Annotated in this window: 15 protein-coding genes; 7 read left to right on the top strand and 8 right to left on the bottom strand. The window is 72.2% G+C overall.

Annotated elements, in window-relative coordinates; genetic code table 11:
* Window positions 1-2,004: SbcC/MukB-like Walker B domain-containing protein (locus QWM81_RS02745; protein ID WP_290109792.1), on the top strand; the 2,004-nt coding region annotated here is incomplete at its 5' end.
* Between the two features lie 130 nt (window positions 2,005-2,134).
* Here the strand turns inward: QWM81_RS02745 and QWM81_RS02740 are convergent.
* Window positions 2,135-2,809 (bottom strand): four-helix bundle copper-binding protein, encoded by a 675-nt coding sequence (locus tag QWM81_RS02740; protein WP_290109791.1) that lies wholly within the window; start codon window positions 2,807-2,809, stop codon window positions 2,135-2,137.
* Window positions 2,810-3,100: 291 nt separating this feature from the next.
* On the opposite strand from QWM81_RS02740, the gene QWM81_RS02735 reads away from it, so the two are divergent.
* The 3 genes from QWM81_RS02735 (at window position 3,101) to QWM81_RS02725 (ending at window position 5,699) form a co-directional block, all read left to right on the top strand.
* Window positions 3,101-3,523, top strand: a complete 423-nt coding sequence (locus QWM81_RS02735; protein ID WP_290109790.1) for an SPW repeat domain-containing protein — start codon at window positions 3,101-3,103, stop codon at window positions 3,521-3,523.
* Window positions 3,524-3,643: 120 nt separating this feature from the next.
* Window positions 3,644-5,347 (top strand): aa3-type cytochrome oxidase subunit I, encoded by a 1,704-nt coding sequence (gene ctaD / locus QWM81_RS02730; protein ID WP_290109789.1) that lies wholly within the window; start codon window positions 3,644-3,646, stop codon window positions 5,345-5,347.
* Window positions 5,348-5,366: 19 nt separating this feature from the next.
* Window positions 5,367-5,699: a hypothetical protein gene (locus QWM81_RS02725; protein WP_290109788.1), complete on the top strand. Its 333-nt coding sequence runs from the start codon at window positions 5,367-5,369 to the stop codon at window positions 5,697-5,699.
* 211 nt (window positions 5,700-5,910) lie between these two features.
* On the opposite strand, the gene QWM81_RS02720 is transcribed toward QWM81_RS02725, so the two are convergent.
* Window positions 5,911-7,605 carry a DUF885 domain-containing protein gene (locus QWM81_RS02720; protein WP_290109787.1) on the bottom strand — a complete coding sequence of 565 codons (1,695 nt, stop codon included), beginning with the start codon at window positions 7,603-7,605 and terminating at the stop codon, window positions 5,911-5,913.
* Window positions 7,606-7,651: 46 nt separating this feature from the next.
* Complete coding sequence (locus tag QWM81_RS02715; protein ID WP_290109786.1) at window positions 7,652-8,149, bottom strand: Lrp/AsnC family transcriptional regulator; 498 nt, start codon at window positions 8,147-8,149, stop codon at window positions 7,652-7,654.
* Window positions 8,150-8,208: 59 nt separating this feature from the next.
* Between QWM81_RS02715 and QWM81_RS02710 the strand changes: the two genes are divergently transcribed.
* On the top strand, window positions 8,209-9,420 hold the full coding sequence (locus tag QWM81_RS02710) for a trans-sulfuration enzyme family protein (RefSeq protein WP_290109785.1): 1,212 nt from the start codon (window positions 8,209-8,211) through the stop codon (window positions 9,418-9,420).
* Here the strand turns inward: QWM81_RS02710 and QWM81_RS02705 are convergent.
* Both QWM81_RS02705 and QWM81_RS02700 read right to left on the bottom strand, forming a co-directional pair.
* On the bottom strand, window positions 9,353-10,756 hold the full coding sequence (locus QWM81_RS02705) for a GNAT family N-acetyltransferase (protein WP_290109784.1): 1,404 nt from the start codon (window positions 10,754-10,756) through the stop codon (window positions 9,353-9,355). The two genes, QWM81_RS02710 and QWM81_RS02705, sit on opposite strands and share 68 nt — an antisense overlap.
* A gap of 114 nt (window positions 10,757-10,870) precedes the next feature.
* Entirely contained in the window at window positions 10,871-12,439 is a 1,569-nt protein-coding gene (locus tag QWM81_RS02700) for an alkaline phosphatase D family protein (RefSeq protein ID WP_290109783.1), read from the bottom strand.
* 414 nt (window positions 12,440-12,853) lie between these two features.
* Between QWM81_RS02700 and QWM81_RS02695 the strand changes: the two genes are divergently transcribed.
* Window positions 12,854-13,600: a GntR family transcriptional regulator gene (locus tag QWM81_RS02695; protein ID WP_290109782.1), complete on the top strand. Its 747-nt coding sequence runs from the start codon at window positions 12,854-12,856 to the stop codon at window positions 13,598-13,600.
* A 28-nt stretch (window positions 13,601-13,628) separates the two neighbouring features.
* On the opposite strand, the gene QWM81_RS02690 is transcribed toward QWM81_RS02695, so the two are convergent.
* On the bottom strand, window positions 13,629-14,786 hold the full coding sequence (locus QWM81_RS02690; protein ID WP_290109781.1) for an ROK family transcriptional regulator: 1,158 nt from the start codon (window positions 14,784-14,786) through the stop codon (window positions 13,629-13,631).
* 234 nt (window positions 14,787-15,020) lie between these two features.
* Between QWM81_RS02690 and QWM81_RS02685 the strand changes: the two genes are divergently transcribed.
* Complete coding sequence (locus QWM81_RS02685) at window positions 15,021-15,458, top strand: hypothetical protein (RefSeq protein ID WP_290109780.1); 438 nt, start codon at window positions 15,021-15,023, stop codon at window positions 15,456-15,458.
* Here QWM81_RS02685 and mug read toward each other — a convergent pair.
* Together mug and purB are read right to left on the bottom strand one after the other, a co-directional pair.
* Complete coding sequence (gene mug, locus QWM81_RS02680; RefSeq protein ID WP_290109779.1) at window positions 15,455-15,997, bottom strand: G/U mismatch-specific DNA glycosylase; 543 nt, start codon at window positions 15,995-15,997, stop codon at window positions 15,455-15,457. The two genes, QWM81_RS02685 and mug, sit on opposite strands and share 4 nt — an antisense overlap.
* Window positions 15,998-16,017: 20 nt before the next feature.
* On the bottom strand, window positions 16,018-17,460 hold the full coding sequence (gene purB, locus QWM81_RS02675; protein WP_290109778.1) for an adenylosuccinate lyase: 1,443 nt from the start codon (window positions 17,458-17,460) through the stop codon (window positions 16,018-16,020).
* Between the last annotated feature and the right edge of the window lie 50 nt (window positions 17,461-17,510).

The raw sequence follows: 17,510 nt of genomic DNA, 5'->3' as shown, positions 1-17,510 counted from the left end.
CTCGCCGACGCGGGCGCCGGCCAACTGGCCGCGCTGGCGGGGCGACTGCGCCAGGAGCTCGGCGGGCTCGACGCCGCCCGCCGGGCCGAGCGGCGCGGCGCCGAGATCGCCCGCGAGCGCGACGAACTGGACCGGCAGGCCCGCGCCGACGAGGACACCCTCCAGGACGCGGCCGCATGGCTCGCCGACTGGGACAGCACCCGGCGCGGCCTCCAGGACCGGGTGGAGGCCGCCCAGGACGCCGCGACCCGCGCCGAACACCTCGCGGGCCGCCTCGAACCGGCCCGCCGCCGCCTGGCCGCCGCGCGCCGCCGCGACGCGCTCGTACGGGAGGTCACGGCCGCCGAGTCCCGCCTCACGGCCGCGCGCGAGCACGCCAACGCCGCTCATGAGACCTGGCTCGACCTGCGGGAACGCCGCCTGCGCGGCATCGCGGCCGAGCTGGCGGCGGGGCTCGCCCCCGGCGACCCCTGTGCCGTCTGCGGCTCCCCGGACCACCCCGCCCCCGCCCGCGCCGACGCCGACCACGTCGACCGCACGACGGAGGACGCGGCGTACGAAGCCCACACCCGCGCGGACGATGCCCGCACCGCCGCCGAACGCGAACTGGCCATCGCACACGAGGCATTGGCCGCCGCCCGCCGCGAGGTCACCGCCACGCCCCACGGCGACGGCGAGGAGGGGTGCCCCTCCGGGTCCGGGGAACGGGAGGGGGCGGAGGGCTACGCGGGGCCCGAGCAGCCCAGCGTCGCCGAACTGGGCGCGCTCGTCGAGCGGGTGGAGCGGGAGTACGCCCGGGCGCGGGAAGTGGCCGGGGGGCTGCACGCCGCGCGGGAGGAGCTCGGGCGGGCCGAGGCGGAGTACCAGCGACGGGTCGAGGTGCGCCAGCGGATCGAGCGCCGGGCCGCCGCGCGGACCTCGCAGCGGGAGGCCCTCGACCGCGAGCAGGCGGTCGTGGACGCCGAGCTGGCCCACGTCCGGGGCGGCGTCGCCGAGCACGCCGCGTTCCTGGAGCACAGGATCGCCCGCCTCAGCGAGGCCGCCGAGGCCGTACGTACCGTCGAGGACACCGCCCGCCGCCTCAAGGAGGCCGACGACCGGCTCGCCGACGCCGCCTTCCGCGCGGGCTTCGACACACCGGCCGCCGCGGCCGCCACACTGTTGGACGACGCGGCGCAGCGCGAGCTCCAGCAGCGGCTGGACGCCTGGCAGGCGGAGGCCGCCGCCGTCGCGGACCGGCTGGCCGAGCCGGAGACGCGGGCCGCCGCCGAGCGCCCGCCCGCCGACCCGGCGACCGCCCTGGCCGCCCACGAAGCCGCCGAGCGCGCGCTGCGCGACGCGGACTCCGCGCTGGCCGCCCACCGCGAGCGGTGCGCCGAGCTGGACCGGTTGTCGCGGCAGGCGGTGACGGAGGTGCGGCGCCTGGGGCCGCTGCGCGAGGAGTACGACCGGGTCGCCCGGCTGGCGGGGCTGACCGCCGGCACCTCCGCGGAGAACGAGCGCAAGATGCGGCTGGAGTCGTACGTCCTGGCCGCCCGCCTCGAACAGGTGGCGGCCGCCGCCACCGCCCGCCTCCAGCGCATGTCGTCCGGCCGCTACACGCTCGTCCACTCCGACGCCCGCGCCGGCGCCAAGCGTGCCGGGCTCGGCCTGCACGTCGTCGACGCCTGGACGGGCAGCGAGCGCGATACGGCCACACTCTCCGGCGGCGAGACGTTCTTCGCCTCGCTCGCGCTGGCGCTCGGCCTCGCCGACGTCGTCACGGACGAGGCAGGCGGCGTACGGCTGGACACGCTCTTCATCGACGAGGGCTTCGGCAGCCTCGACGACCAGACCCTGGACGAGGTGCTGGACGTGCTCGACTCGCTGCGCGAACGCGACCGCAGCGTCGGCATCGTCAGCCACGTCGGGGACCTGCGCCGCCGCATCCCCACCCAGCTGGAGGTCGTCAAGGAACGCGGCGGCTCGGCGGTGAGGCTCCGCACGGGAGGGTTCAGCGGCTGATCGGCGGCGCCGAAGGGTACGGGAGGACGGATCCGGCCCACCTGCCTGATGGACGGGGCCAAGGAGATACCCCGGCTCGCCGCCTGTGGGGGCGGATCGCCGTCCGCTCGCGGGGCCGGCCCGCGCTCCGTCAGCGACCGCCGCTGATCGCGTCCACCAGCTCGCGCTTGCGCATGGAACTGACTTTGGTGATCCCACGCTCGCGGGCGAGGTCGCGCAGCTCGTCCATGTGCATCTGGTCCAGCTGCTCCTGCGAGACGCCGGACTGCTTGGACTGCTGCCTGGACTGCTGCTTGGACTGCTTGGACGACCTCGTGCCCTTGCCGCTCATGGTCGCCCCGGGCGGCGTGGTGGCGCTCGGAGGGGACTCGGGGTAGCCGCCGGCCGCGCCGCCGGAGCGCATCTGCTGCATCACCTTGTCGAGCAGCTTCTCCGTCTCGCGGCATGCCTTCGCGGACAGCGCACAGTACTTCGCGTCCCCCAGCTCCTCGCAGGCCTCCCTGCTCGCCCGCAGGACGGTGCGCGTGGCCTCGATGACCGCCATCGACGTCGGAGCGTCATAACCGGTCTGACGGATCAGGACGCGGGCGGCGACGGTGCACAGGTCGGCGCAGTCGTTCTGGATCCGCACACACTTCATCGACATCGCGATCTTCTCGGGATCCTGCTCGGCGGCGGCCGCGTCCGCGGACGCCAGGCAGGCACCGGCGCACTCGTACAGCTTGTCGGCCGCCTGAGAGAGGAGCTTGGGCGGCAGACCGGTCTCCGCCGGGTAGGCATCGAGCAGTTTCTCAGCCAACGACATGACGTCCTCCGTACCTGGTGACTGCAGGCCGGACGCGGCGGGAGCGAGCGTGAGCCGCATGAGGACCACACGTCCGGCACGTTGGGAGCTCCGTCCCCGCACTTCCACCGTCGCACGCGATCGCCGCCCTCGCCAGCGCATCAGCCGCCACCCGCCGGCATCCCCGTCAGGTGTGGCCGTGGTTGGTCGCGCCAGGAGGGGTACTCGGCGGACCGCGGGCCACGGACCACGGACCGCCTACCGCTGAGCGACTGAGTGGGGAGCAGAACAATGGGTCGACATTCCACGGCAGTGGCACACCGTTCCATGGAGCCCGCGGCCCGGCGCGCGTTGCTGGAGGGCCAGCGCGATCAGATCATTTCCTTTTTGATGGTGCTGACGGCCGTCGCGCTGTTCGTGGCTCCGTGGGTCGTCGGCAGGCCCGACACCGCCAAGGACGCCCACCACAATGAGTTGGCCGTGGGCATGGTGGTCTTCTTCGTGGCACTGGCCCGGTTCCGGTGGCACCCGGGCAGGGCGTCCGATCTGGTGATCATGGCGGCGGGTGCCTGGCTCATCGGCTCGCCCTGGCTGCTGGCGCTTCAGAACACGGTGATTTTCGACGGAGCGCACGTATTCGACGTCGCCGCCGGGACGGTTCTCATCGTCCTGTCCGCGATATCCCTCCTACTGGCCCGCGCGGCGCGGCGCCTGGAGAGGGGCGGTGACAGGTAGGCCGATCGTATGTCTTGCGCCAAAGGGGCCAGTCGAGCGCGCCATATCGTCGGCCGACCCCATAGCGTTTCCTGACATTGAGCTGTTCAGCCGCACCTCAGGGACGCTGTAAGGATCCGAATGGCCACTACCACCGAGCCCACCACGCTGGTCCCCGTCCGGGGTCGTGGCTGGGGGCGCATCGCCGTCGACTGGCTGACCACGACGGACCACAAGAAGATCGGACACCTGTATCTGATCACGTCGTTCGGTTTCTTCCTCTTCGGTGGCCTTCTCGCCCTGCTGCTGCGCGCGGAGCTCGCCAGGCCCGGTCTTCAGCTGGTGTCGAACGAGCAGTACAACCAGGCCTTCACCCTGCACGGCACGATCATGCTGCTGCTCTTCGCCACCCCTACGTTCGCCGGGTTCGCGAACGCCATCATGCCGTTGCAGATCGGCTCCCCGGATGTGGCTTTCCCCCGGCTGAACATGCTGTCGTACTGGCTGTTCCTCTTCGGCGGGCTGATCGTCGTGGGTGGCATCCTGACGACCAACGGCACGGCGGACTTCGGCTGGACCGCCTATACGCCGCTCAGCCGGATGGAACGGTCACCGAGTGTCGGCGCCGACATGTGGATCATGGGCCTGGCGCTGTCCGGGTTCGGCACGATCCTCGGCGCGGTGAACTTCATGACCACGATCGTCTGCATGCGCGCCCCCGGCATGACGATGTTCCGCATGCCGGTCTTCACCTGGAACGTGCTGCTGACCAGTGTCCTGGTGCTGCTGGCCTTCCCCGTGCTCGCCGCCGCGCTGCTGGTGCTGGAGTCGGACCGCCGCTTCGGTTCGCAGGTCTTCGATCCCACCAACGGCGGGGCGATGCTGTGGCAGCACCTGTTCTGGTTCTTCGGCCATCCCGAGGTGTACATCCTGGCGCTGCCGTTCTTCGGGGTGGTCACCGAGATCTTCCCGGTCTTCTCCCGTAAGCCGCTGTTCGGCTACATCGGGCTGGTGGGCGCCACCATCGCGATCACCGGGCTGTCGGTGACGGTGTGGGCACACCATATGTTCGCCACCGGCGCGGTCCTCCTGCCGTTCTTCGCGTTCATGACCTTCCTGATCGCGGTGCCGACCGGGGTGAAGTTCTTCAACTGGATCGGCACGATGTGGAAGGGGTCCATCACCTTTGAGACCCCGATGCTGTGGGCGGTCGGATTCCTCGTCACGTTCCTCTTCGGCGGCCTGACCGGTGTCATTCTCGGGTCCCCGCCGTTGGACTGGCACGTCACCGACACGTATTTCGTCGTCGCCCACTTCCACTACGTACTCTTCGGCACGATCGTCTTCGCGATGTTCGCCGGATTCCATTTCTGGTGGCCGAAGATGACCGGCACGATGCTCGACGAGCGCCTGGGAAAGCTCCATTTCTGGACGCTGTTCGTCGGCTTCCACATGACCTTCCTCGTCCAGCACTGGCTGGGCGCGGAAGGAATGCCGCGCCGGTACTCCGACTACCTGGCCGCCGACGGATTCACCGCGCTCAACACGGTCTCCTCGATCGGCTCGTTCCTGCTGGGCCTGTCGACCCTGCCGTTCCTCTACAACGTCTGGAAGACCGCGAAGATCGGAAAGCGGATCGACGTCGATGACCCCTGGGGATACGGACGGTCCCTGGAGTGGGCGACCTCCTGCCCGCCGCCCCGTCACAACTTCCTCACCCTGCCGCAGATCCGCTCCGAATCCCCGGCGTTCGATCTCCACCACCCGGCCATCTCCGCCCTCACGGAGACGGAGAACGGCGGTCGGCGCGATGTGATCGAACCGGCGAGGCGTGATGCCGGCTGATTCGCCATCCGGCGGGGAAGTGGCCGTCGGCATCAACAGCATCGAGGGATACCTGCTGTACCAGAGCGAACTGAGCAAGGCACGGGCGGAAGGCGAGGCCTTCGCCGAGCGCATGCCGTGGCTGACCACGGCGCAGTACGAGGAGGTGGCCCGGCTGTACGCCCAGGCGCGCCTTGAGGTCTCCACACAGATGGTCCGCGCGATCGCCGCACGCTGCGCCGAACTGCGTCAGGAGTACACCGTCCGGTACGAAGCCCTCCGCCAACGGCTGCTCTGCCTGTGCGTCGCCGCGCTGGTATGCGCGGCGACGCTGCTCGTAGCCGCCATCACCCTGACGACCGGCGGCCCGTAACCCGTCAGGGGCGGTCCGGTGCCCTCTCGCGCGTCACGTGTTCGACACCCGGTGGCCCGGTGGCCCGGTGGCCCGCATGTCGGCGACCGCGCGGCGCGGGCAGCGCGGGCAGTCCCCGCCCCCGGCGGGCGAGCGCTTCCCCCGCCCCCGCGGGAAGCCGCCCCGCCCCCGCAGGAAGCCGCCCCGCCCCCGCCGGGGGCCGGTCGCGCCGTCAGAGGCGGGAGAGCTCGTCCACCAGGTCGTCCAGTCCCAGCGGTCCCTGGGAGAGGGCCGCCATGTGCCACCGCTTGGCGTCGAACGCGTCGCCGTGCGCCTTGCGGGCGTTCTCGCGGCCCAGCAGCCAGGCGCGTTCGCCCAGCTTGTAGCCGATGGCCTGGGCCGGCATCGACAGATAGCGAGTCAGCTCGCTCTCCACGAACGCCGGGGGCCTGCTGGTGTGCTGCCCGAAGAACTCCTGTGCCAGCTCCGGCGTCCACCGCTCAGCGGGGTGGAACGGCGAGTCCGCCGGGATCTGGAGCTCCAGGTGCATGCCGATGTCCACGATCACCCGGCAGGCCCGCATCATCTGGCAGTCCAGGTAACCCAGCCGCCGCTCCGGGTCGGGCAGGAACCCCAGCTCGTCCATGAGCCGCTCCGCGTACAGCGCCCAGCCCTCCGCGTTGGCGCTCACCAGGCCGATCGTCGCCTGGTATCGGGACAGCCGGTCCGCGACGTGCGCCCACTGCGCGAGCTGGAGGTGATGACCGGGTACGCCCTCGTGGTACCACGTGGACACCAGGTCGTACACGGGGAAGCGGGTCTGTCCGTCGACCGGCAGCCAGGTGCGGCCGGGCCGTGAGAAGTCCTCGGAGGGGCCGGTGTAGTACGGCGCGGCGGCGCCGCCCGGAGGAGCGATCCGCGACTCCACCCTCCGTACCCGCTCGGCGAGTTCGAAGTGCGTGCCGTCCAGCGCCTCGATCGCCTCGTCCATCAGGCCCTGGAGCCAGACCCGGACCTCCTCGACGCCCTCGATGTGGGTCCCGTGCGCGTCGAGGTGCGCGAGCGCCTCCCACGGACCGGCGCCCGGCAGGATCTTGTCCGCCTCGGCCCGCATCTCGGCGAGCAGCCGGTGGTACTCGTCCCAGCCGTACGCGTACGCCTCGTCCAGGTCGAAGTCGGCGCCGTTGAAGTAGTGCGACCAGCGGGCGTACCGCTCACGGCCCACCGTGTCGGGCGCGTCCTTCACGGCCGGGGCGTACACGTCACGCATCCAGTCGCGCAGCTCGGCCAGCGCCCGCGTGGCGCCACCCGCCGCCGTGTCCAGCTCGCGGCGCATCGCCCCGGGCGCCGCCGCCACGAAGTCCCCGAACCAGCCGCGCCGCGCCCCGTCGTTGCCCGTCCAGTCGGTGAGCTGCCCGATGAACGTGGCCGTCGCGCGCGGACCGCCCCGCAGCCCCCGCTCCAGGCCCAGCGCGAGCGACTCGCGGTAGCCGTCCAGCGCGGCCGGCACGGCCCGCAGCCGCTCCGCGACCGCCGCCCAGTCCTCCTCCGTCTCGGTGGGCATCACGGTGAAGACGATCCGCACGCTGTGCGCCGGCGAGCGCAGGTTGCCGACCGTGCACAGCCCTTCCCCCGCCTCGTGGACGGCCAGTTCGGCGGTGAGGCGCTCCCGCAGCAGCCGCCCGCAGCGCCGCTCGGCGTCACTGTCCGCGCCGGGCCGGCGCTCCGCCTCGTCGAGCCGCGCGAGCGTGTCGCGGGCCAGCACGGCGAGCTCTTCCTGACCGGCGGGCGAGAAGTCCGGGAGGAGTCCGGCGCTCTCCTTGACGCCCAGGTAGGTGCCGGTGATGGGGTCGAGTTCGATGAGCGCGTCGACATACGCGTCGGCGACCTGGCGGGGCAGCGCGCGTGTTCTGTGGGTCTCTGGCATAGGGCCATCCTGGTATGCGCGGGCCTCGCCGTCACCCTCATCCGGGTCACTCGACCGACATATGAGCGGGTGCCGTTGGGGGCAGCAGCGGGCCGCACTCCCACTGCTGGAAGATCAGCCGGGTCTCCACCCGGGCCACCTCCCGCTGCGAGGTGAACTCGTCCAGCACGAGTCGTTGCAGGTCGGCGGGGTCCGACACCGCCACATGCACCAGATAGTCGTCGGGGCCGGTCAAGTGGAACAGAGCCCTCGACTCCGGCAGGGCACGGATGCGCTCCACGAACGGGCCGATCAGCTCCCGGCGGTGCGGCCGCACCTGCACCAGGAGCAGCGCCTCCAGGCCGCGGCCGAGTTTGGCCGGATCGATGCGCAGCCGGTTCCCCAGGATGATGCCGGTGCGGCGCAGCCGCGCCACCCGGTCCAGACAGGTGGAGGGGGCGACTCCGACCTCGGCGGCCAGGTCGCGGTACGTGGTCCGGGCGTCGTTCTGCAGAACGCGAAGAATGTGCAGATCGACCGTGTCCAGTACGACGGAACCGTTCATTCGCCGAACGTAACACGGCGTTTTCGGCCAACCGCCCGGGATGTGTTCACAGTGCCGCCATGGATGCCATGTACGACGCCGCGATCACGCCCGCCACCCCGAGGGCGCTGGCCACCGAAGCCGTGCACGCCGGGCGCGAGGACCTCGCCGCCCTGGGCCTGCACGCCGTGCCGCTCGATCTCTCCACCACGTACCCGTCGTACGACGCGAGAGCCGAGGCCGCGCGGATCGACGAGTTCGCCACCACCGGCGCCCAGCCGGAGGGCCCGCCCATCTACGCGCGCCTGGACAACCCGACCACCGCCCGGTTCGAGACCGCGCTCGCCCGGCTGGAGGGCACCCAGAGCGCCGTCGCGTTCGCCAGCGGCATGGCCGCCCTGACCGCCGTCCTGCTGGTCCGCGCGAGCATGGGCCTGCGCCACGTGGTGGCGGTCCGCCCGCTGTACGGATGCAGCGACCACCTGCTCACGGCCGGGCTGCTCGGTACGGAGGTGACCTGGACCGATGCGGCGGGCATCGGGGACGCGATCCGGCCCGACACCGGTCTGGTGATGGTCGAGACGCCCGCCAACCCGACGCTCGCCGAGGTCGACATCAGAGCCGTCGCCCACGCCTGCGGCTCGGTCCCGCTGCTGGTCGACTCCACCTTCGCCACGCCCGTCCTCCAGCGGCCCGTGGAGCACGGCGCGCAGATCGTGCTGCACAGCGCCACCAAGTACCTGGGCGGGCACGGGGACGTCCTCGCGGGCGTGGTGGCGTGCGACGAGGAGTTCGCCGGGAAGCTGCGCCAGGTCCGGTTCGCCACCGGCGGCGTCCTGCACCCGCTCGCCGGCTACCTGCTGCTGCGAGGGCTGTCCACCCTGCCGGTACGGATGCGGGCCGCCTCCACCTCCGCCGCCGAGCTGGCCCGCCGGCTCTCGGTCGACCCGCGGATCGCCCGGGTCCACTACCCGGAGATCGGCGGGGCCATGGTCGCCTTCGAGGTGTACGGAGACCCGCACGACGTGATCGCCGCGGTACGGCTGATCACGCCGGCGGTCAGCCTCGGCAGCGTCGACACCCTGATCCAGCACCCGGCCTCCATCAGCCACCGCATCGTGGACGAGGGAGACCGGCGCTCGGCGGGCGTCAGCGACCGGCTGCTGCGCATGTCGGTCGGTCTGGAGGACGTCGAGGACCTGTGGCGCGACCTGACGGAGGCGCTCAGCGCCCGGCCCGGTCGGCGTGCTGCCGGGAACGGCGTGCGGGAGCGCCACTCAGCCGGGCGGTGATCACCAGGGTGCCTTCCTCGATCTGGTAGTCGAGGGGCAGGTGCAGACCCCGCATCGCGGCGACCATGCCCGTGTTGGACGACTGGGTCACGGCGTACACGCTCTCGCAGCCGGCTTCCACCGCGAGCGCCACCAGCCGGCCGAGCAGTTCGGAGCCGATGCCCCGGCGCTGCCAGTCGTCCTCGACGAGCAGGGCGACCTCCGTCTCGTCGCCGTCCCACAGCAGGTGGCCGAGGGCGACGAGCCGGCCGGCCGCCGTCTCGACGGCGAGGGTGCGGCCGAAGCGGGGGCTGAGCAGATGGTTCAGATAGCGGTCGGCGTCGGCGACCGGGCCGTGGTAGCGCAGCCCGAGGGTCCGGTCCGAGCAGCGGTCGTGCATGGCCCGGGCGGCTTCCAGGTCGCCCTGGTCGGCGCGGCGGACGGTGATCTCGTTGCCCTCGGGGAGCGTCAGCACGTCCTGGCTGCGGGGGATACGGGGCCCGAGGCGGGCGTCGAGCTCCACGAGGGCGCGGGCCCGGGCGAACTCGGTGGGCGTGAAGGGCAGGTACGGGCGCTCGATGGTGAGGGTGCCGCCGTTCGGGTCGCGCAGCCGCATCACCGTCTCGCCCTCCTCCAGGGCGCCTTCCACCGGCGCGGTCTCGCCGGTGGGGCGCCCGGTCAGCGAGACGGCCGGAAGCGAGTGGATGGTGCACCGGCCGAGCAACTGGCGCAGGGCCAAGGGAAGTTCGGCGGCATCCAGGGCGGTACGGGTGGCGAGGCCCAGCACCCGGGTCGGGGTGTCCACCAGGTCGTGGGTGTCGGCGCGCTCGATCCACGTACCGCTGCCGCCCGCCCCGGAGACCTCCCGGGTCAGCTCCGCCGCCTGGAGGGAGGCCGGTGCCCGCAGCAGGAACTCGTCGACGGTGCCCTCGGCCAGTGGATGCGTCTGGAGGGTGAGGATGTCGACGTGGAGGTGGGCGAGCGCGGTGCACAGGGCGGCGAGGCTGCCCGGCTCGTCGCGCACGGTGGTCCGCATCCGCCATAGCGCGGTGGCCGTCTCGCTCCTGCGTGCCGTGACGGTGGCGGCCGGGGCGGGCCGCGCGGCGGGTGTCCCGCCGGTATCACCGGCCGGTGGCGCATGGCTGTGGCGGCGTGCCCACCAGGTGTGGAACGCGGCCGTGGCGATCAGGACGACCGCCGACACGGCGAGGAGGTACGGGCCGTCAGGACCGTGCGCGATGGTGTTCGCGATCGCGTCCGCCACGGCCACGGCGGTGAACAGGGCGGCCAGCTCGACGAGATCCCGCCGCCAGTGGTGATGACGGCGGGCGCTCTTCGGCGAAGTCACATCAGTCATGGCATCACTGTGACCCAGCGGTGTTGCGTGATCACGAACGCTTTGTGACTGATGGGTTAAGCGAGCATCTGGTCGTTTAGTTCTTGATTTGTCTAGTTTTACTGCTGGCCCGTATCACTCCTGGCCGACGCGGCCCGGCTGGAGCGTACGGGTGAACAGCGTCGCCCCGTCGTCCGCGCGCAGCCGTACGGTCAACTCCCCGCTGCCGCCGTCGATGTCGACCTCGCCGAAGTGCTGCGGCCACTCCATCGGCGAAACGTTCCCGCGCTCCGGCGCACGGACGAAGACCCGCCGCGGGCCGAAGGTGGCGTCGAGGGCGTTCGCCGGGAAGCCCCCCGCGGCCAGCGGCCCCGAGACGAACTCCCAGAACGGTGCGAAGTCCTTGAACGCCGCCCGCTCCGGCGCGTAGTGCTGGGCCGATGTGTAGTGCACGTCCGCGGTGAGCCACAGGGTGCCGGTGATCCGGCGGTGCTTGATGAACCGCAGGAGCTCGGCGATCTGGAGCTCACGGCCGAGCGGGGCCCCCGGGTCGCCCTGCGCCACCGCCTCGAAGTTCGTCGCCCCGTCCGGCACGACCAGCCCCAGCGGCATGTCGGCGGCGAGCACCTTCCATACCGCGCGGGAGCGGGACAGCTCCCGCTTCAGCCAGGCGAGTTGCTCGGCGCCCAGGATGCCGGTGGCGTCATCGGTCTGCCTGCCGGGCGAGTTGGCGTTGCGGTAGGTGCGCATGTCGAGGACGAACACGTCCAGCAGCGGCCCGTAGCGCACCACCCGGTGCATGCGGCCCTCGCGGAGCGTCGACACCGGGACGTACTCGCCGAAGGCCTGGAGCGCGCGGGCCGCGAGGACGTCGACGTCCTTCTCCGTATAGCGCGGGTCGTCCAGGATCTGGCCCGGGTACCAGTTGTTGCGCACCTCGTGGTCGTCCCACTGCACGACGGAGGGGACCTGTGCGTTGAAGGCGCGGACGTTGTGGTCGAGGAGGTTGTACCGGAAGTTGCCCCGGTACTCGTCGAGGGTCTCGGCGACCTTCGACTTCTCCGGGGTCGTGACATTGCGCCAGACGCGCCCGTCGGGCAGCGGCACCGCCGGCTCGATCACCCCGTCGGCGTAGACCGTGTCACCGCTGCACAGGAAGAAGTCCGGGTCCAGGCGGCGCATCTCCTCGTACGCGCGCATACCGCCGATGTCCGGGTTGATGCCCCAGCCCTGCCCCGCGATGTCGCCGGACCACAGGAACCGCACCCCGTCCCCGCGCCGGGCGGGCGCGGTGCGAAACGTTCCCCGGACCGGTTCGGCGGTACGCCGCGGGTCGTCCGGATCGGCGAGCGTGACCCGGTAGTGGATCTGCTCGCCCGGCGGCAGACCGCGCAGCGGGGTCGTCCCGGTGAAGTCCGTACCGGGGCCGAGCAGCGGACCGTGCCGGCGGCGGGCGTTGCGGAACGACTCGGTGGCCGCCGTCTCCACGATCATGCGGGCCGGCCGGTCCGACCGTACCCACACGAGCCCGGACGACGAGGTGACGTCGCCCACCTGCACGCCCCAGGCGGCCCGCGGCCGACCGGAACGGGCCAGCGCGGGGGCGGTGGCCGCCGTCAGGCCTCCGGCCGCGCCGAGCGACAGTGCCGCCGACGCGCGCAGCACCGTACGGCGGCCGGGCGACGGACTCGGGTGGTGGGACATGGGTGCGCCTCCAGTGGCTGTACGAGGGCGGTACGAGGTGTCGTGGCATGCCTAGCGGGCGGTGGAGGCGGGCACGGGAACCGCGCGTGAACACTCCACGGACGAGGCGAGGACGCACGCGGCCACCGACCGGTCGCCCTGCCCGGGCACGCTCCCTGTCCTGGCACCGTCGTGGAGGTGCTGTCCGTCACCATCGCCGTGCGGCGGCCGGGAGTTCAAGAGGCGTGACCTGCTGGACACGACGAGGGGTGTGGCTGAGAAATCCCCACACCCCGTGTCCGTACCGCGCCCGCACCCGGGCATTGGTCTTGACCAAGGGGGTGAGCCGCCTTATGGTCGCAGGGATAGTGCAGGAACCTTTAATAAACAAGGCACGGAAAGCCGCCGGAATCCCGGCGATTGCGGAGGATCAGGGTGGGGACCACGCAGCTGGAATCGGTGCCGGAGCCCAAGTACTGGCACCTCAAGACCGTGATCGGCGAAGCACTCGACACGGATTTCTCCGTGGGGGAGATCCTGCCCAACGAGCGTGAACTGGCCGCCCGTTTCGGCGTCGCCCGCGCCACGCTCCGGCAGGCGCTCGAACAGCTGGAACTGGAAGGCCGGTTGCAGCGCCGGCGCGGCGTCGGCACCACCGTCGCCCCGCCCCGTATGGGCGTGGACGTCTCCACCACGCAAGCCCAGTGGCCCGGCGCCGGCGAGGACACCTGGGAGTCCGTCGACTGCACGGCCGCCGCGCCGCCCGCCGCCGTGGCGCGCCTCCTCGATGTCGACACGGAAGCCGCCGAGCCGGTGCACACCCTGCGCCGCCTGCGGGTGACGAACGGCCAGGCCGTCGCCGCCGAGCAGCTGTACGTCCCCGCGGGCTCCGTGCCGGACCTCACCGCCATCGACGCCCCCTCCGGCGCGGCCCGCGCCCGCGCGGTGCTGCGGGAGTTGCGACGGCTCACCCTGGAGGGCCAGGACCGCGCCGTGGAGCTGGGCTCCGCCCGCGCGGACGACGCCAAGGAGCTCGACCGGCTGCCCGGCGCCCCGGTCCTCGTCGTCACCACCCGCTACTTCTCCGGCGGCCGTACAGCGGCGGTCTGCGTCGCCACCTACCGCGCCGACACCTGCCGGCTCACCTTCGGTGGCGCGGGGGACCTCCAAATCGCGTCCTGACCCTCACGACCGTGCCACGGCCCGTCGCTCAGCGGCGGGCCGTCACCGTGGTCTCGACCGCGAACAACTGCTCCTCCACATGGTCGAGCGCCAGCCGCAGCGCGCCCGTCGCCACGGCGGCCTCGCCCAGCAGCGACAGCGCCACCCGCGGCGGCCGCAGACAGAACCGCTCCAGCTCGTCCCGCAGCGGCTGCAGTACGCCGTCCAGGCCGGCCGCCCAGCCACCGACCACCACCAGCTCCGGATCGAGCGCCAGCACCAGCGCCGCCACATCGTGCACAAGGCGCTGAAGGAACCGGTCCACCGCCGCCCGGGCCCGCGCGTCCCCCTCCCGCGCCAGCGCGAACACCTCCGCCACCGCCTGCTCGTCCAGCGGGGTCAGCGGCTCGTCCGTGGTCGACAGCAGCGTCTCCGGCGTCGCGCCCTGCCCCAGCAGGTGCAGCGCGCCGATCTCCCCGGCCGCCCCGCCGAACCCCCGGTGCAGCCGCCCCCCGATCAGCGACCCGGCGCCCGGACTCAGCCCGGCCAGTACGAAGACGATGTCGTCCGAGTCGGTCGCGGCACCCTTCCACTGCTCGGCCACGGCCGCCGCGTTCGCGTCGTTCTCGACCAGCACCGGGCACCGGAACGACCGCCGCAGCCGCTCGCCCAGCGCCAGCCCGGTCCAGCCGGGCAACGCCGTACCGAGCCGGATCGTGCCGTCCGCCTCCACGATGCCGGGCGTGCCGACGCCGACCGCCCGCAGGCTGCCGCGCGCCACACCGGTCCGCCGCAGCACGTCGGCGACGACCGCCCGTACCCGCTCCAGCCGCTCGTCCGCCGACGCCGTCTCCGACACCTCCCGCGAACCGGCGCCGATGATCCGCCCGTCGAGCCCCGACATCAGCGCGGCCACCCGGCGCGGCCCGATCTCGATGCCCAGCAGATGCCCGGCCTCCGCCCGGAACCGGAACCGCCGCGCGGGCCGCCCCTGCCGCCGCGCCTCACCCTCCTCGGGCGCCGCCTCGACCACCAGACCCGTGCCGATGAGCCCCTCGATCACGCCCTCGACAGTGGGCCGCGACAGCCCCGTGATCCGGGTCAGGTCCGTGAGGGTGCGCGCGTCGGCGCCCCGCAGGGCATGGAGTACCACCGCGGAATTGATCCGCCGCAACAGCGAGGGATCCCCGCCGGTCAGCCGCCCCACGGTGTGTCCTCCCAGGTCGCGAGCGTGTGTCTGCCGGATGGTACTCAACGGCTGGACCACCGGCGACCGCCAGACCCCCGCCCCGCCGCTTCGTCACCAGCCGGCGAGAGTGCCGCTCCGCAGCCCGGGCCACGCCGCCGACGGGCTGGTTCCTGGTCGGGCGCCGGGCCGCGTCACGAGCCGCGCTCTCCTGACGGAACGCCAATTGTCAGTGGTGCGGGCTTTACTGGAGCCATGACCACCGCACGGCATCTGGCGACCATCGACCTGCTGCGCTCGCGTCCCTTCCCCGGCGAGCGCGGCAGATCCGATGTGGGCGACAGCGGTCCGGGCTACCACATCGCGGAACTCTCCACGAGCGAGGACTTCTGGGACGACGACGGCACGCGGCACCACATCATGGAGGACCAGTACGAGGCGGAGCGCGACGCGCTGGCGACGCTCCTGTCGGCCCGCTGGGGTGAACCGCAGGTCTTCAGCCTGTGGTCGGTGTTCGACCGGGGCATGGCGGGTGAGGAGATACCCGCCCCGTGGGGCGCGCTGAGCCAGTCCGTCCCCGACGTCCACCTCTGGCGGGTGGACGGGCACTGGATAGCCCTGGGCGTCTCGCAGTGGGACAAAGAGCTGCCCTTCCAGCTGGTCGCCGCCGTCACGGAGATAGACCCGCCCTAGGGTTCCTCCTGCGCCGCCTCGCGCAGCCGGGCGAACTCCTCCGCCATCGTCTGCACCGTCCAATGGGCGTTCAGCCCGCTGGGGTTGGGCAGGGCCCAGATCCGGGTGTCGCCGATCACACGGTCCTGCGGGCCTATCCGGGCCTTGGGGTCGTGGAAGGCCGCGCGGTACGCGGTGACACCCGCCACCGCCAGCCAGCGCGGCCGCAGCCGTTCCACCTTGAGGGCCAGCAGCCGGCCGCCCTCGCGCAGCTCCTCGTCGCTGAGCTCGTCCGCCCGCGCGCTCGCCCGCGCCACCACGTTGGTGATGCCCAGCCCGTACGACAGGAGCTCGTCCTGCTCGGAGGGCCGCAACTGGCGCGGGGTGAAGCCGGAGCGGTGCAGCACGGGCCAGAAGCGGTTGCCGGGCCGGGCGAAGTGGTGGCCCGTCGCCGCCGACATCAGGCCCGGGTTGATGCCGCAGAACAGCACGGACAAGCCGCCTGCGATCACATCCGGGACGACGCGGTCGCGAGCGGCTTGGAGTTCCTCAGGGGTCATACGGGTCGTGTGCCCCAAGATCAGAGGATCGCACCGGGCGTGTAACCGGCTGCCCGCGGGTGCTGCTTGGCGATCTCCTCGATCCGGGAGATCACCACGCCGACCTGGTCGGCGGCCGCACCCGTGAACGCCAGCTTGTCCGCCATCGCCGCGTCCAGCTGGGCCCGGTCCAGGGGGATGCGCTCGTCGGCGGCGAGCTTGTCCAGCAGCTCGTTGCGCTCGGCGCCCCGCTCCCGCATGGCCAGCGCCGACGCGACGGCGTTCTCCTTGATGGCCTCGTGCGCCACCTCGCGGCCCACCCCGGCGCGTACGGACGCCATGAGGACCTTCGTCGTGGCCAGGAAGGGAAGGTAGCGGTCCAGCTCCCGGGCGATGACCGCCGGGAAGGCGCCGAACTCGTCCAGCACGGTCAGGAACGTCTCCAGCAGGCCGTCGAGCGCGAAGAACGCGTCCGGCAGCGCCACCCGGCGCACCACCGAGCAGGACACGTCACCCTCGTTCCACTGGTCGCCCGCCAGCTCCCCGGTCATCGACGCGTAGCCGCGCAGGATGACCATCAGGCCGTTGACGCGCTCGCAGGAGCGGGTGTTCATCTTGTGCGGCATCGCCGACGAGCCGACCTGGCCCGGCTTGAACCCCTCGGTGACCAGCTCGTGGCCGGCCATCAGCCGGACCGTCTTCGCCAGCGACGACGGCGCGGCCGCCAGCTGCACCAGCGCGGTCACGACCTCGTAGTCGAGCGAGCGCGGGTAGACCTGGCCCACCGAGGTGAAGGCGTGGGCGAAGCCCAGGTGAGCGGCGATCCGCTGCTCCAGCTCCGCGAGCTTCGCCGCGTCCCCGCCCAGCAGGTCCAGCATGTCCTGGGCCGTGCCGACCGGACCCTTGATCCCGCGCAGCGGGTAGCGGCCGAGCAGCTCCTCCACCCGCGCGTAGGCCACCAGCAGCTCGTCGGCCGCGGTCGCGAAGCGCTTGCCCAGCGTCGTGGCCTGCGCGGCCACATTGTGCGAGCGCCCCGCCATCACCAGCTCGGCGTGCTCGGCGGCCAGCTTCCCGAGCCGGGCCAGCACCGCCACCGTACGGTCGCGCATCAGCTCCAGCGAGAGCCGGATCTGCAACTGCTCGACGTTCTCGGTGAGGTCGCGGGAGGTCATGCCCTTGTGGACCTGCTCGTGGCCGGCGAGCGCGTTGAACTCCTCGATCCGCGCCTTCACGTCATGACGCGTCACCTTCTCGCGCTCGGCGATCGACGCCAGGTCGACCTGGTCGAGCACCCGCTCGTAGTCGGCGAGCGCCGCGTCCGGCACCTCGATGCCGAGGTCCTTCTGGGCGCGCAGGACGGCGAGCCACAGCCGGCGCTCCAGCTTCACCTTCTGCTCGGGAGACCAGAGGACGGCGAGCTCCGCGGAGGCGTAGCGGCCGGCCAGAACGTTGGGGATGCGGGGCTTCGCAGTCTGAGCAGTCACGTGACCAGATTCTACTGTCGGTTTGTGCAGGCCAGCGCCACGGCCCCGGT

Origin of the sequence: Streptomyces ficellus, assembly GCF_030406405.1 — a bacterium.
Classification (GTDB): Bacteria; Actinomycetota; Actinomycetes; order Streptomycetales; family Streptomycetaceae; genus Streptomyces; species Streptomyces ficellus_B.
The sequence above is the reverse complement of the archived record's forward strand: the minus strand, read 5'-3'. Positions and strand labels throughout refer to the sequence as shown.